The organism is Paenibacillus sp. Y859 (genome assembly GCF_056786405.1).
The window spans coordinates 642,756-656,178 of sequence record NZ_JBXCIZ010000002.1; the positions used below are offsets into that span (position 1 = coordinate 642,756).

At 41.0% G+C, this 13,423-nt stretch carries 16 protein-coding genes; 15 read left to right on the plus strand and 1 reads right to left on the minus strand.

All coding sequences use genetic code 11. The annotated features are described in order from the left end of the window. The first annotated feature begins 9 nt into the window (after positions 1–9). The 3 genes from AC1TO8_RS08105 to AC1TO8_RS08115 all read left to right on the plus strand — a co-directional run bounded on the left by AC1TO8_RS08105 (position 10) and on the right by AC1TO8_RS08115 (position 2,474). Entirely contained in the window at positions 10–879 is an 870-nt protein-coding gene (locus tag AC1TO8_RS08105; protein WP_482055065.1) for a c-type cytochrome, read from the plus strand. A 70-nt stretch (positions 880–949) separates the two neighbouring features. Then, on the plus strand, positions 950–1,594 hold the full coding sequence (locus AC1TO8_RS08110) for a DUF1405 domain-containing protein (RefSeq protein WP_482055066.1): 645 nt from the start codon (positions 950–952) through the stop codon (positions 1,592–1,594). 55 nt (positions 1,595–1,649) lie between these two features. Then, positions 1,650–2,474, plus strand: a complete 825-nt coding sequence (locus AC1TO8_RS08115; protein ID WP_482055067.1) for a sporulation protein YpjB — start codon at positions 1,650–1,652, stop codon at positions 2,472–2,474. A gap of 6 nt (positions 2,475–2,480) precedes the next feature. On the opposite strand, the gene AC1TO8_RS08120 is transcribed toward AC1TO8_RS08115, so the two are convergent. Then, positions 2,481–3,356 carry a YitT family protein gene (locus AC1TO8_RS08120; RefSeq protein ID WP_482055068.1) on the minus strand — a complete coding sequence of 292 codons (876 nt, stop codon included), beginning with the start codon at positions 3,354–3,356 and terminating at the stop codon, positions 2,481–2,483. A 249-nt stretch (positions 3,357–3,605) separates the two neighbouring features. On the opposite strand from AC1TO8_RS08120, the gene AC1TO8_RS08125 reads away from it, so the two are divergent. The 12 genes from AC1TO8_RS08125 to AC1TO8_RS08180 all read left to right on the plus strand — a co-directional run bounded on the left by AC1TO8_RS08125 (position 3,606) and on the right by AC1TO8_RS08180 (position 13,340). Beyond that, positions 3,606–3,935 carry a nucleotide pyrophosphohydrolase gene (locus AC1TO8_RS08125; RefSeq protein WP_482055069.1) on the plus strand — a complete coding sequence of 110 codons (330 nt, stop codon included), beginning with the start codon at positions 3,606–3,608 and terminating at the stop codon, positions 3,933–3,935. A 50-nt stretch (positions 3,936–3,985) separates the two neighbouring features. After that, a complete protein-coding gene (locus tag AC1TO8_RS08130) occupies positions 3,986–4,522 on the plus strand; it encodes a tetratricopeptide repeat protein (protein ID WP_482055070.1) in 537 nt (178 codons plus the stop codon). A 24-nt stretch (positions 4,523–4,546) separates the two neighbouring features. Beyond that, entirely contained in the window at positions 4,547–5,350 is an 804-nt protein-coding gene (dapB, locus tag AC1TO8_RS08135) for a 4-hydroxy-tetrahydrodipicolinate reductase (protein ID WP_482055071.1), read from the plus strand. 26 nt (positions 5,351–5,376) lie between these two features. Then, positions 5,377–5,799 (plus strand): methylglyoxal synthase, encoded by a 423-nt coding sequence (mgsA, locus tag AC1TO8_RS08140; protein ID WP_482055072.1) that lies wholly within the window; start codon positions 5,377–5,379, stop codon positions 5,797–5,799. Next, positions 5,796–6,494 carry a bacillithiol biosynthesis deacetylase BshB1 gene (gene bshB1, locus AC1TO8_RS08145; RefSeq protein ID WP_482055073.1) on the plus strand — a complete coding sequence of 233 codons (699 nt, stop codon included), beginning with the start codon at positions 5,796–5,798 and terminating at the stop codon, positions 6,492–6,494. Before mgsA ends, bshB1 begins: the two co-directional genes overlap by 4 nt. 88 nt (positions 6,495–6,582) lie before the next feature. Further along, positions 6,583–7,755, plus strand: a complete 1,173-nt coding sequence (bshA, locus tag AC1TO8_RS08150) for an N-acetyl-alpha-D-glucosaminyl L-malate synthase BshA (RefSeq protein ID WP_482055074.1) — start codon at positions 6,583–6,585, stop codon at positions 7,753–7,755. 9 nt (positions 7,756–7,764) lie between these two features. Further along, positions 7,765–9,045, plus strand: coding sequence for a CCA tRNA nucleotidyltransferase (locus AC1TO8_RS08155; RefSeq protein WP_482055264.1), 1,281 nt, complete (start codon positions 7,765–7,767; stop codon positions 9,043–9,045). Further along, the gene (locus AC1TO8_RS08160; protein ID WP_482055265.1) at positions 9,035–10,009 is read left to right on the plus strand and encodes a biotin--[acetyl-CoA-carboxylase] ligase; all 975 of its coding nucleotides are present in this window, start codon (positions 9,035–9,037) and stop codon (positions 10,007–10,009) included. The genes AC1TO8_RS08155 and AC1TO8_RS08160 overlap by 11 nt, the downstream gene beginning before the upstream one ends. Positions 10,010–10,261: 252 nt before the next feature. Beyond that, the gene (panB, locus tag AC1TO8_RS08165) at positions 10,262–11,134 is read left to right on the plus strand and encodes a 3-methyl-2-oxobutanoate hydroxymethyltransferase (protein WP_482055075.1); all 873 of its coding nucleotides are present in this window, start codon (positions 10,262–10,264) and stop codon (positions 11,132–11,134) included. Beyond that, on the plus strand, positions 11,131–12,027 hold the full coding sequence (gene panC, locus AC1TO8_RS08170; RefSeq protein ID WP_482055076.1) for a pantoate--beta-alanine ligase: 897 nt from the start codon (positions 11,131–11,133) through the stop codon (positions 12,025–12,027). Before panB ends, panC begins: the two co-directional genes overlap by 4 nt. Then, the gene (panD, locus tag AC1TO8_RS08175; protein ID WP_482055077.1) at positions 12,020–12,403 is read left to right on the plus strand and encodes an aspartate 1-decarboxylase; all 384 of its coding nucleotides are present in this window, start codon (positions 12,020–12,022) and stop codon (positions 12,401–12,403) included. Before panC ends, panD begins: the two co-directional genes overlap by 8 nt. Positions 12,404–12,710: 307 nt before the next feature. Continuing rightward, complete coding sequence (locus AC1TO8_RS08180) at positions 12,711–13,340, plus strand: tetratricopeptide repeat protein (RefSeq protein ID WP_482055078.1); 630 nt, start codon at positions 12,711–12,713, stop codon at positions 13,338–13,340. The last annotated feature ends 83 nt before the right edge of the window (positions 13,341–13,423 follow it).

Consider the following 13,423-nt stretch of genomic DNA (forward strand, 5'->3'; position numbering starts at 1 on the left):
GGTATATTGATGGCGCACGGAAAAGATTCGAAAGAAAAGGTAGTTTTTGTTGGTGATTCTCGTGTCAAGAAGGGGAAAGGCTTTGTTGTGCCACCGGATTACACAGCTTATCCTGGTAAATCGGAAGCGTTTATTCCAAACTTTCTGTTAAAAGAATGGATGGTTGGGGTTGTCGTTCTTGTCGGATTCTTAGTATTAACGATTGCAGAACCTGCTCCACTTGGTTTTCCAGCAAATCCAAGTGCAACGATTATTCCAATGCCGGATTGGTATTTCTTATTCTTATATGAATATTTGAAACTGCCTTACGCCTCTGGTGATTATGTTGCTCTTGGAGTCGTTGGTGTTACGGGAGTAGCCTTTATGGCATTATTGCTAGCGCCTTTCCTAGATACAGGTAAAGAGCGCCGGTTCTATCGCAGACCTATCACATCATCGCTTATGTTACTTTCGATAGCGGCGATCGTGTTTCTAACAAACTCAGCTTGGACGCATTATATAAATGAACTAGAAGCTACAAATCAGATACCTGAGACTCATCAACGTGTTCTAGATGCGGAAGCGAAGCGTGCAAAGGGTCTTCCTACTTCCAATGCCGTTGTAACCAAAGAAATTGCTATTGTTGATAAAGAAGATCAAGCGATGGAAACTTACAAATTGGCAGGTTGTATTTCTTGCCATGCAGCGGACCTGAAAGGGAATGCTGGTCCATCATTGCGTGGCATTGGTGATAATTATGATGAGGCAGCGATTCTATCAGTTATCAAAGAAGGTCAAGGACGTATGTCTCCAATGTATGACCAGGCTATTGCAGCAGGTTTAACGGATCAAGACGTTAATGAATTGGCAGCTTGGCTTGCGAAACAGAAATCAGAATAGTAAAATCAAATGAAAACCTGATTCTTTAAAAAGATCAGGTTTTTTTCTTATCACCTAAGGAGGAGCAATATTGTCTATTTCTTATTTTTGGAGCACATCATTTCTGAGTAAACGAAGTTTTCTGTGGCTTCTATTTCTATGTAATCTCGTCGGAACAGTATATGGATATATATGGTACGGGGGCCAAATGGAAGACACATTAGCACATTATGCGTCATGGTTAATTGTTTTTGTCCCAGATAGTCCTACGGCAAGCTTATTCTTTACGGTTGCTATTGGATGTTTATTGATGCCGCCTCGAACGGGATGGGGTCAAACCATTCGTCATATCATTGAGGCATTGGCAGTAGTTACATCGGTGAAGTATGGGATATGGGCTTGTAGTATGATATTTGCGGGCCAATATCAAGGGGATATTTTGCAATGGCAGGATTGGATGCTCGTTGTGTCCCATTCGGCTATGGTGATTGAGGCATTAGTGTATGTTCGCTTATTTGGATTCAATTCTAGGTTGTTAATTGGTGCTGCTGCATGGACTCTATCGAATGATTTCATAGATTATACATATGGTGTGTATCCTTATCTCCCAGGTGTGTTACATGACAACTTAAAGGCTGTAGAGAACTTCACGATAGGACTGACTATCATCAGTGTTGCAATAGCATGGATTACATTGAGGTATGCTAGGCTTCGTACCCCTGCTATCAAACAATAGAATCTTGTTCTATATGCATCCCTCTGACCATACATTTACGGTAGGAGGGATGTCCATGTTACGTATTACACGATCTCACCCAATACTTTGGTTGATGGTTAGCGTTATATTTATGTTTATTACAAATCCAGGTGTGGTCTGGTCGGAAGGATCATCATCAGCACCTATCGATCAAGCAACGCAATTAAATATAGCTGTAGAGAGGTTATACCGTAATGTTGTGGATGGGAATTTGGCGGAGATTCGTCTCGCAACAGAGAGAGTTGAACAAATATTTACGTCCTCTTCGTTCGAAGGTCTGACGGAAGTTGAAGGTATTCAAGCTCTTGTAGAGTGCATTGTAGAAATGAAGATGGCAACGACTCAATCATCCATTCAAGCAGAAGAATGGTTGAAATCTGCAGCGAAACTACGTTTAGCAGCAGATAGTCTAAGTAATAAAGAACAACCTTTATGGTACCAATATTATAAAGTTATGCGTGAAGATTTAAGTATGATGCAGAACCGATTGAATGAGAATAATAAACAAGGTTTGAAAAAGGCCTACGACAGTCTGCAAGCCCATTATGAGTTAATTCGACCAGCCGTTGTGATACAGAAGAAACCATTTGAGGTCAGCATGATGGATTCCTGGATATCTTTTGTAGGTGGTATGACAGCATCAGAGACATCTAAAGCAGATTCTATTCGAAGTGCAGTTATTCAAGGGGAAGAATTGGTTAATACGTTATTTGGTAAGAAAAAGGACGAACCTGCTTTCTCAGCGCAATTCGACCTTCATTCCTATCAGAATGGAATCTGGATAGGTGGATTATTTATATTGTCTACACTTATCTATGTAGGTTATCGCAAATACCAAGGGGTGCATAAGTTATGGTAGTAGACTTCACTTATGATCTTCGCGGAACCCTTCACCATGAACGTCATGAACATCATTAATAATGATGAAAGCTCGGGGATCAATGGACTTAATAATCAGGCTGAGACGTCGAATCTCTTGTCTAGAAACGACACAATAGACCATGTATTTGGCTTGCTTAGAGTAGGCACCGATTGCAGGAATTAGTGTTACCCCTCGATCCATTTCCTTCGTAATGAGATCGGCGATCTCAGGAGCATGATCACTAATAATTGTGAAGGCTTTTGCGGCGTATGCCCCTTCTTGGATAAAGTCGATCACTCTAGATGCAATATAAACGGCAACGAAAGTGTATAAAATTTTCTCAATAGGAATGAAGAATAAAGAAGCTCCAATGATGATGACATCCAGCGCCAAGATGACTTGTCCCATGCTCCACCCAAATTTACGACTACAGATCCTTGCGATGATGTCAGATCCCCCAGTAGTTCCTCCGAAACGGAATACAATTCCAAGCCCTCCACCCAATGTGACTCCTGCGTATAGAGAGGCTAGTATATAGTCATATTGGGTCACAAAAGGAGAAATAAGCCCACGCTCTATGAGCTTTTCAAAAAACCAAAGAAAAAAAGTCAAAGATACGATACCGATCCCCGTGTAGAGCATTTGTTTCTTACCTAAAATCATCCATCCCATTATAAAAAGAGGGACATTCAAAATTAAAGTAGATAATGAAGGTGGAATTTGGAAAGCATAATGAAGCAATATTGTAATCCCTGTGACTCCACCTTCCATTAATTGGTTAGGAATGATAAAATAAAGAAGACCGAAAGCGTAAATTGCGGTACCCATAATGATGGGAACAACCATTTTAAATCGTGTAGTAATGTTCGTTAAGTTCATTTGTATCCCCCACATATTCAGAAATAGGAAAAACATAGATTATTATGTCACTAGTAGTATACCTTTTTTAACGAATATTAAAAAAAATCATTACAAAATAGCTTTAATAGCACATTTGGAGTAAAATAAGTAACAAGAAAATGTTGTATTTACGGTTGAATTCAATCTTCGATGTCGAATACGCCTCTTGGTATACTTCGTGATCAAAAGATGACTTTTTGAACAACATCTAAAGGGGTTGTGTAAAATATGGAGAAATCATTGGCAGAGATGCAACGCGAAGTGGATCGCTATATTTCGCAATTTGAAGAAGGATATTTCAATCCATTATCTATGTTAGCGAGGATGTCGGAGGAAGTTGGCGAATTAGCACGTGAAGTGAATCATGAATTTGGTGAAAAACCTAAAAAACCAAGTGAAGAACATAATTCAATTGAGCTAGAACTTGGAGATATCCTCTTTATTACAATGTGTTTCGCTAACTCATTAGGTATCGATTTGAGCAAAGCGCATGATTCTGTCATGCATAAATTTAATACTCGTGATGCGAATCGCTGGACTAAAAAAGACACAGATTAGGTATATAGCACATATGCTGTATAAAACCCATTTGAAGGTGAGAACAGCATATGAAATCGGAAGACTATATTCAACAGGCATACCGTTGTATTCTACAGAATGATTTTGTAGAAGCGATCCGTCTTTTCGAAGAAGCTATTAGTTTAAACCCGTTAGATGCTGAGATTTATTATAAGTGTTCGATTACCTATGCTAGAAATAACCGGCTTGTTAAGGGAATTGAATACGCTGAAAGGGCTCTTCATCTAGCTCCGGATAAGGTTGTTTATCAGTTGTACCTACAACATCTCAAAGCGATGTATCTTGTACAAGAATCAAAGAAACAACTAGATCAACTACAGAATCTTACTGTAATTGATTTATATAAGGCGGTTACCTCACTAAAAGAGGCCATCGAATTAGATCCGTTATATGGTGAAGCTTATGTTTGTTTAGCGTTAGCATATAGTGAGTTGAATGAACATGCGACTGCGATTGCGACGTTAAAGGAAGCGTTATTTCTTTTGCCAGCAGAGCAGGGGTTGGATAAATTATTGGAACAATTAAAAAAAAAATTTAAAGATTATATGAATGGATCCAATATATAATGAGGAAGCGGGGAGATCTGAGACATGTCAGTTCCAATTAGAGTGGCGGTTATAGGTGCTGGAGGCCGCATGGGTAAAGAGGTTGTTAAGTTGGTGTTGGAAGATCAAGAACTTGAATTGGTAGCCGCGGTAGATCGGTCTGCTGGTGAGTTAGATGTTGCTAGTTTAGTTGGATTACCTTTAAGTGGAATTATGGTTACATCTGATATTGAATTTGCTTTTGCCGAGCAAAAGCCAGATGTGATGGTTGACTTTACCACACCAGAATCTGCGTATATGAATACATTAATTGCAATTAAACATGGTGTGAGACCAGTGATAGGAACGACTGGTTTTACACCAGAAGAGATTAAGGAACTGGACAAGCTGTGTCAAGAAAAGGAAATTGGTGGTTTAATCGCACCTAACTTCTCTATTGGTGCTATATTGATGATGAAGTTTGCTGCACAGGCAAGTAAATACTTTCCACATCTTGAGATTATAGAGTATCACGGTGATCAGAAGCTTGATGCACCTTCAGGAACGGCGATCAAAACCGCAGAAATGATTCTAGAGAATCGTAACGAGCTTCGACAAGGAAATCCGCAGGAAAAAGAGACGATTGAAGGAGCGCGCGGCGGGTATTATAATGGATTTCGAATTCATAGCGTTCGATTGCCAGGGATTTTTGCCCAACAGGAAGTGATTCTTGCTGGATTCGGTCAATCACTTAAAATTCGTCATGATTCATATGAACGGGCAGCATATATGCCTGGCGTGAAAGTAGGAATACAAAAAGTGATGGAGTACACTGGGCTAGTATATGGGTTTGAACAATTCATTGACTAACTAGGGAGATAGGGGAGATAGAAACTATGAAAATTGCATTTATAGCTCACGACCGAAAGAAAGAAGAAATGGTCAATTTCGTTATTGCTTACGAGCATGTATTTGAAGGTCATGGATTGTATTCTACGGGTACAACGGGATTGCGAATTATGGAGAACACGAAATTGAAAATTCACCGATTCATGTCGGGTCCCCTTGGAGGAGATCAACAGATTGGTGCTCTCGTTGCACAAAATGAAATGGATCTTATCGTTTTCTTGAGAGACCCGCTCATGGCGCAGCCACATGAACCAGATATTAATGCGCTTCTGCGTTTATGTGATGTTCAAGGAATACCTCTTGCAACGAATATTGCTACAGCTGAGATCCTTGTTAAGGCGCTGGACCGTGGTGACTTTGCATGGCGTGAACTCGTACATAAGTATAAGCCAACTAGTGATGATGTATGACAGATCAGCTAGATATTCTCGTGTTCGGTGCGCATGCAGATGATGCAGAGATTGGCATGGCAGGAACGATATATAAACATGTTGAGGCGGGCTACCGAGTAGGAATATGCGATTTGACTTTTGCGGAGATGTCTTCAAATGGTACTGTGGAGACTCGTAAGCAAGAGGCAGAAGAAGCGGGTAAAGTATTGGAATTGTCTTCACGAAGTAATCTGGGTCTTCCTGATCGAGGTTTAACTATGACTCGGAATAATATAGAGGCGATTACTGCAGAAATTCGGCGACTTGCGCCGCGAATCGTGTTTGCACCTTATTGGGAGGACAGGCATCCTGATCATGTTGCTTGTAGTAAGTTAGTTGAAGAGGCCGTGTTTAATGCAAAGCTTCGACGTTATATGCCTGACCAACCGGTCGTGAATGTGGATCAGTTGGTTTATTATTTCATTAATGATCTAGGACAAGCGGATCTCATCGTAGATATTTCAAATCATTATGAAATGAAGGAGAAGGCACTTTCATGTTATCGATCTCAATTTGAAAAGTTAACAGAAGAGGCGATCGATACTCCTCTTACTCAAGGATATATCGAACGCGTGAAGTCTCGTGATCGATTAGTGGGTCAACGTAGACTTGTTCCGTATGCTGAAGGTTTCGCTGTAAAGTCACCGTTCTTGGTAGAACGTTTTTTAACTTAACCAACTGAATGTTGGTATGCTATATAATTGTCTCCTGCCAAGCATAGTATGGGGTTATGAGTCCGAAGAGGTAAGGGGGAATACGTTAATGGGTAAATTTTTGAAAATTGGAATTACTTGCTATCCATCACTAGGTGGTTCGGGTGTGGTTGCAACTGAGCTAGGAAAGTTGTTAGCTGAGAAGGGGCATCAGGTTCATTTCATTACTCACAGTGTTCCATTTAGATTAGGAACGACGTTTCAGAAAAATATCTTTTATCATGAAGTTGAAGTGAGTGATTATTATGTATTTAAATATCCTCCTTATGATTTAGCGCTAGCTACTAAGATGGCACAAGTTGCCAAAATACAAAATCTTGATATCCTTCATGTACATTATGCTGTGCCTCATGCGGTATGTGCTTTTCTAGCTAAGCAGATGGTTGGGGATCAATTGAAAGTAGTAACAACACTACATGGAACAGATATTACTGTATTAGCACAAGACGAAACACTTAAAGATCTTATTCGATTGGCCATAAATGAAAGTGATGCAGTTACGGCAGTATCGAATGACTTGATTAGAGAAACTAGAGATGTCTTGGATATTAGTCGAGACATTGACTTGACATACAATTTCGTAGATAAACGGGTATACTACCCTCGTGACACAACTGCTTTAAGACAAGATTTCGCCCAGCCTGATGAAAAAATATTGATGCATATATCTAATTTTCGCCCAGTGAAACGCGTGTCAGATGTGATTGATATTTTTGCAAAGGTCAATGAAGTGATTCCATCAAAACTATTGTTAGTTGGAGAAGGTCCGGATCTGCCCAAAATTCAATGTATGATTAAAGAATTGGGGTTAACTGACAGGGTTCATTTCCTCGGTAAACAAGATGAGATTGCACATGTTATTTCACTTGCGGATGTGCTGCTTCTACCATCTTCCAAGGAAAGTTTCGGTCTGGTGGCATTAGAAGCGATGGCCTGTGGTGTACCTACGGTAGGTTCTGAAGCGGGTGGCATACCTGAACTCGTCATCCATGGTGAGACGGGGTTCCTTGCTCCTATTGGTGAGGTCGCTGAAATGGCTGATTTTACGATTCAGCTATTATCTGATGCTGCTTTAGGTGAAAGATTCAGAAAGGCATGTTTGCAACGTGCAAGGGAAGATTTCTGTGATACATTGATTACGAAGAAATATGAAGAAATTTATTATCGTGTTCTGGGACGGGAGATTCCAAATACAGAATGTTTGAATGAGGTGTATGGATAGTTGTCATTGGTGAAATGGAATCATGCGGAGACGGGAATGGCGGAACAAAGTGAAATCCTTCTGCAATTGTTACTGGAACATGGGTTCGAAGCCTATTGGGTAGGAGGCTGTGTGAGGGATGAATTAATGGGTCGTCCTATTCATGATATGGATCTGACAACGTCGGCGACTCCAGAAGAAGTGATGGCGTTATTCGATCACACCATTCCTACAGGTATTCAGCATGGTACAGTTACGGTGATGATGAAGGGCTATCCATTTGAAGTGACTACGTATCGGGTAGAAGGGACGTATATCAATCACCGACGTCCTGATGCGGTTACCTTTGTGGAAGATATTAATGAGGATTTGAAGCGTCGTGACTTCACGATGAATGCTATCGCAAGGGCTGTAGATGGTACATACATTGATCCATTCGGTGGTCAAGAAGATACTCAGAAAGAAATCATCCGTGCTGTTGGAGATCCACTCGAACGTTTCGATGAGGATGCTCTGCGGATGGTTCGTTGTGTCCGATTTGCATCTGTATTCGAATATTCGATCGCAAAGGGTACATGGAAGGGCTTATTATCTAAGCGCAGTAATTTACAATACATAGCGTTGGAACGAATTCGAGTTGAGATGGAAAAGATCATGCGTGGTGAGAATCCCCTAAGAGGGCTCGAACTCTTAAGTCGCAGTCTTTTATTAGAATTCGCTAAAGTACCTATATTATGCTCAAGATTTGATCGGGAGTTACTCTTGGGTCTGCATGTATTAAGTTCAGAGGCATTAAGTGTTAGATGGGGGCTACTTCTTTATGCTGGAAATTTCACTTCTAGCGAAGCAGGGGCAAATTTAAGGAAATGGACATTTAGCAACCAGGAGAAGGATGATATTTGCAGACTGCTTCGGTTAGATGAACAAGTAAGGGCAGAATATGTAGCACGGGATGGTGCGGAGTCTGATGAAACACGAAGACTATCATGGATTAGGCTCGTCCTTTCATTCGGAGTAGCGACTGCTGATGGCTGGTTGATGATGCAACAGGTACTTCCGGAGCACAGACGGATTATTTCTGTACAAGTCTTGGAAATGCTTACAACGTGGAGAAGTCAAATGAGAGTTCACCATCTCAAAGAATTGAATGTAAGTGGTGTTGAAATCATACAGGCATTGGAGCGGAAGGCAGGTCCGTGGCTGAGCGAGATGCTTCAACATTTATTGTTGGTTGTGGCAGCAGGGATCGTCGAGAACGATAAAGATAGTCTAATTGTTGAAATGAAACGGGTGAGTACAAATCATGAATGATATATCTTTATTGAGTATATTACTTCAGAATCCTGACGAATTTATGTCAGGCGAAGAAATAAGCAGAAGATTGTCGATCAGTCGGACGGCGGTATGGAAGCAAATTAATAAGCTAAGAAGCCTAGGGTACGAATTCGAGGCAGTATCGAATAAAGGGTATCGTATTCTAGTTAAACCAGATTTGCTTGATGTATTGACGTTAAAGAACGCATTGAAGACAAAGATGATGGGTGCGGATATAGAAATCGTAGAAACGACGGTCTCTACGCAAGAGGAAGCGCGAAAGAGAGCAGAGCAGGGTGCTGCTGAAGGGACGCTTATCATTGCAGAAGAACAGACAGGTGGAAAAGGTAGATTGGGGCGTAAGTGGTTCTCACCGAAAGGTAAAGGGATCTACATGAGCCTTATTCTTCGTCCACAACAGTCTTTGAAGTTTACGTCTCAACTTACTCTTCTTACAGGCGTAGCTGTCTGTCGAGCAATCAGAAGGACGACAGGAATCAATGTTGGACTCAAGTGGCCCAATGATATTCTTTTCAATAAACGCAAAATATGTGGTATTTTATTGGAATCGGTCGTTGAGGATGAGCTTGTACGTTATTGTATTGCTGGGATCGGTATAAGTGTGAATGTAGATGTAGAAGAATACCCAGAAGAATTGCGGGATATTGCAACATCTTTAAAAATAGAGAGTGGAAGTCCAGTGGATCGCATCGGATTGATTGCTGAAGTTATGGAAGAATTCGAAACGCTGTATACGCTATACCAACAGGAGGGCTTCAAGCCTATCTCCTTATTGTGGGAAGCATTATCGATTAGCAATCAACAAGAGGTTATAGTAAACACACATCATGGAATACGTGAAGGTGTTGCTGTTGGTCTAGATCCCAGTGGCGCATTGCTTGTGGATATGGGAATGGGTGAGATCATGCCAATTATTTCTGGTGATGTCAAACTTAAATAGTGAAATTTGAGATTGTTTTTGTTATACTAATTTCTAGGCGGTATCGAATGAAGTCGAACTGCACTTGTACTGAATACTTAAGTTCAATTGGAAGCTTAATGAATATTGTGAGTGCGTTGGATTCTGCTCTGAGCCGGAAGGACCGAGACAGAAGGGACGATCGAAAGTGACTCTTTTTTGACTATCGGACCTTTTTAGTGGAAATACTAAAAGGTTTTTTTGTTGTCTTTAGAATGAAAGGAGTGCATGAATATGTCAACTAAATCAATGCTAAATATTGTGAAAATGAAAAAAATGAAAGAGGAAGGAATTCCTCTAAGTATGGTTACTGCATACGATTATCCTACGGCTAAGTTAGCTGAGGAAGCGAATGTAGACATCCTTCTAGTAGGAGATTCACTTGGGAATGTCGTACTGGGATATAACTCCACAATCCCTGTAACTTTGGAGGATATGGTGTATCATACCCGTTCGGTTGCTAGAGGTGCCGAGAACACATTTATCGTAGCTGACATGCCTTTTATGACATATCACGGAAGTATAGATGAGACTTTACGCGGTGTGAGAAAGCTTATGCAGGAGGGGCATGCCCAAGCTGTAAAACTCGAGGGCGGTTTGGAAATATGCTCAACTGTAGAGACTATTGTGAAATCGGGCGTGCCTGTTTTAGGTCATATTGGTCTTACACCGCAATCAGTGAACCAAATTGGTGGCTATCGGATACAGGGTAAAGATGCTAAGGATGCTCAGCGATTGATAGATGAAGCTAAAGCTTTAGAAGCAGCAGGAGCTTTTGGAATCGTGTTGGAACTAGTAACGGAACAAGTGGCAGAAGCTATTTCAAAGGAATTAACCATTCCGACGATTGGAATTGGAGCGGGCCGTTATTGTGATGGACAAGTACTGGTGTTTCATGATGTTTTCCAATATGCATCTCCCTACATGAATAAACGATTTGTCAAAACTTATGGAGATATAGGATCTTTAATTCGTGAAGGGTTAGGGAATTATGTGAAAGAAGTAAAGGAACGTTCCTTCCCGTCTTCCGAGCATGTATTCTTGGCGGATGATCATGTATTGGATTCCCTTTATGGAAATGGAACGACAAAGGGAGATAAGTCATGAAAGTGATCAGAAGTATTATTGAATTAAGACAAGCGCTTAAGCAATATAAAGTGGATCACATGGGGGACAGCAGAGTTGGATTAGTTCCAACGATGGGTTATCTTCATGATGGACATGCTAGCCTAATGACCCGTGCTCGTGAGATGAGTGATGTGGTCGTTGTAAGTATTTTTGTGAATCCAATTCAATTTGGACCTGGGGAAGATTATGAGACATATCCTCGAAATGAAGAGCGAGATTTAGCTTTGGCGGAACGCCAAGGTGTAGATATTGTATTTATCCCTACGGTGGATGAAATGTATCCTCGACCAACAAAGACGAAGATTATCGTATCTGAGCTAACGGAGTTACTGTGTGGAGCATCGCGTCCAGGACATTTCGACGGTGTGACGACAGTTGTAAGTAAACTGATGAATATTGTCCAGCCTGATCTCGCATTTTTCGGGATGAAAGACGCACAGCAAATCGCTGTACTTCAGCAAATGGTCCGGGATCTGAACATAGATGTGGAAATCGTACCGTGTCCTATTGTCCGCGAGAAAGATGGACTTGCACTCAGTTCAAGGAATGTGTACCTAAGTCCAGAGGAGCGTAAACAGGCATTGGTGCTTTCTCGTTCTCTTCATGAGGTAAAGGGCGAGTTCGATTGTAGGAAGCTCGTAACGATCTCTCAGATCCGCGAGAAGCTTACATCGATGATTGTTGCCTCTCCGCTGGCTGTGATAGATTATGTTCAAGTGCTGACTTTTCCTGAATTGATTCCTTTACAAGATGACGAATTGATTTCAGACGTTCGTGATCAAGTGATGATGGCTGTAGCTGTGAAGTTCGGTACAACCCGATTAATTGATAATATATTGTTCATACCAAAGGAGGCTGGTTCTCTTGTTTAGACATATGATGAAGTCCAAGATCCATCGAGCAACAGTAACGGAAGCGAATTTAAATTATGTAGGCAGTATTACGATAGATGAGAATTTGATGGAAGCGGCAGATTTACTTGAGAATGAAAAAGTTCAAATTGTAAATAACAATAATGGCGCTCGTCTAGAAACGTATGTTATTCCTGGTTCACGGGGTAGTGGCGTTATTTGTCTAAATGGAGCAGCGGCACGGTTAGTTTCTCCAGGAGATACAGTGATTATTATTTCATATGCCATCATCTCTCAGGAAGAATTAAGTTCACACAAACCTACTGTTGTTTTTGTCGATGCGAACAATAAACCTGTTCAGTTGATGGATAAAGAAGTTCATGGAACGATTATGTAACAAGGCTTAATCGACATAAGATGCAATGTATGGTATCAGCGCATGAAAAGCGTCTCATCTACAAAAAATGATATTAGTGCGTGTTCAAAAAGTTAGATTTTCAGCACCGAGAAGATTGAATGAAGATAGGGAGTGAGGAGCGGAGCGTAGGCAGTACCTACGTGAGCACCGGAAAGACCGGCTGAATTCAAGGTTCGATGTCGAATACGCTCCTTGCTAACCTTCGTGATCAAAAGATGACTTTTTGAACAACCTCTATTTGTTAGATCGCACTAATATCATGATTGTTAAAGGTGGGATGCAGATTATGTTTCAACATGTATTCGCTGAAATGAACGACATGTTAGAGGAGATTGTCAAGCGTTATCCAACAGCGCAAGAAACGCAGAAGCAGCTTATGATCCAAAGATGGAACATGCTTAAAGCGATGAGTGATGGGATTATTGAGGAATGGCTTTCCTTTGAAGACAAGATGGGTATCTTTCGGGAATATACGTTGTTACCGCCCATTTTTCCTTTAGGTACTACACCTGAAATGGAGACAGAGTCTTTTGTGAGAGGACAAGGTTACTTCCAATTAATGATGTATCGTCAATCTATACAGCAATTTTCCGTAATTATATCGGATGTTCCCGACAGTTTGCTTGCAAGAACGTATATAGCGATGGCGCATCTTCACTTAGATGAGACGACGGAAGCGCTCAAGCAATTCCAATGGATCCTCCCCATAACTGAACATAAGAGGCTAAAAGCAATGATCTATAACGCAATTGGTTGTATACAGTTTAAACATTCAGACACGGTGAAAGCACAGGAGTACTTCAGATTGGCATTGCAAAATGATCCTACACTAGCCGATCCAATCGTGAATTTAAGAGTGTGCAGCGACAATTGTGGCCAACTCCAATATGGAAGTCAACTCATATCATTGAACTAACGGGAAGACGATAATAAGGCGATGCCTGCAAAGCGTGAGCTACGAGGCGTCGTCTTTTTTTTGCACCACATATAATGAATAAA

Coding starts and splice junctions, on each gene's coding strand:
- AC1TO8_RS08105 (WP_482055065.1), top strand. CDS start 10: ATGGCGCACGGAAAAGATTCGAAAGAAAAGGTAGTTTTTGTTGGTGAT.
- AC1TO8_RS08115 (WP_482055067.1), top strand. CDS start 1,650: ATGTTACGTATTACACGATCTCACCCAATACTTTGGTTGATGGTTAGC.
- AC1TO8_RS08120 (WP_482055068.1), bottom strand. CDS start 3,356: ATGAACTTAACGAACATTACTACACGATTTAAAATGGTTGTTCCCATC.
- AC1TO8_RS08125 (WP_482055069.1), top strand. CDS start 3,606: ATGGAGAAATCATTGGCAGAGATGCAACGCGAAGTGGATCGCTATATT.
- AC1TO8_RS08130 (WP_482055070.1), top strand. CDS start 3,986: ATGAAATCGGAAGACTATATTCAACAGGCATACCGTTGTATTCTACAG.
- dapB (WP_482055071.1), top strand. CDS start 4,547: ATGTCAGTTCCAATTAGAGTGGCGGTTATAGGTGCTGGAGGCCGCATG.
- mgsA (WP_482055072.1), top strand. CDS start 5,377: ATGAAAATTGCATTTATAGCTCACGACCGAAAGAAAGAAGAAATGGTC.
- bshB1 (WP_482055073.1), top strand. CDS start 5,796: ATGACAGATCAGCTAGATATTCTCGTGTTCGGTGCGCATGCAGATGAT.
- bshA (WP_482055074.1), top strand. CDS start 6,583: ATGGGTAAATTTTTGAAAATTGGAATTACTTGCTATCCATCACTAGGT.
- panB (WP_482055075.1), top strand. CDS start 10,262: ATGTCAACTAAATCAATGCTAAATATTGTGAAAATGAAAAAAATGAAA.
- panC (WP_482055076.1), top strand. CDS start 11,131: ATGAAAGTGATCAGAAGTATTATTGAATTAAGACAAGCGCTTAAGCAA.
- AC1TO8_RS08180 (WP_482055078.1), top strand. CDS start 12,711: ATGTTTCAACATGTATTCGCTGAAATGAACGACATGTTAGAGGAGATT.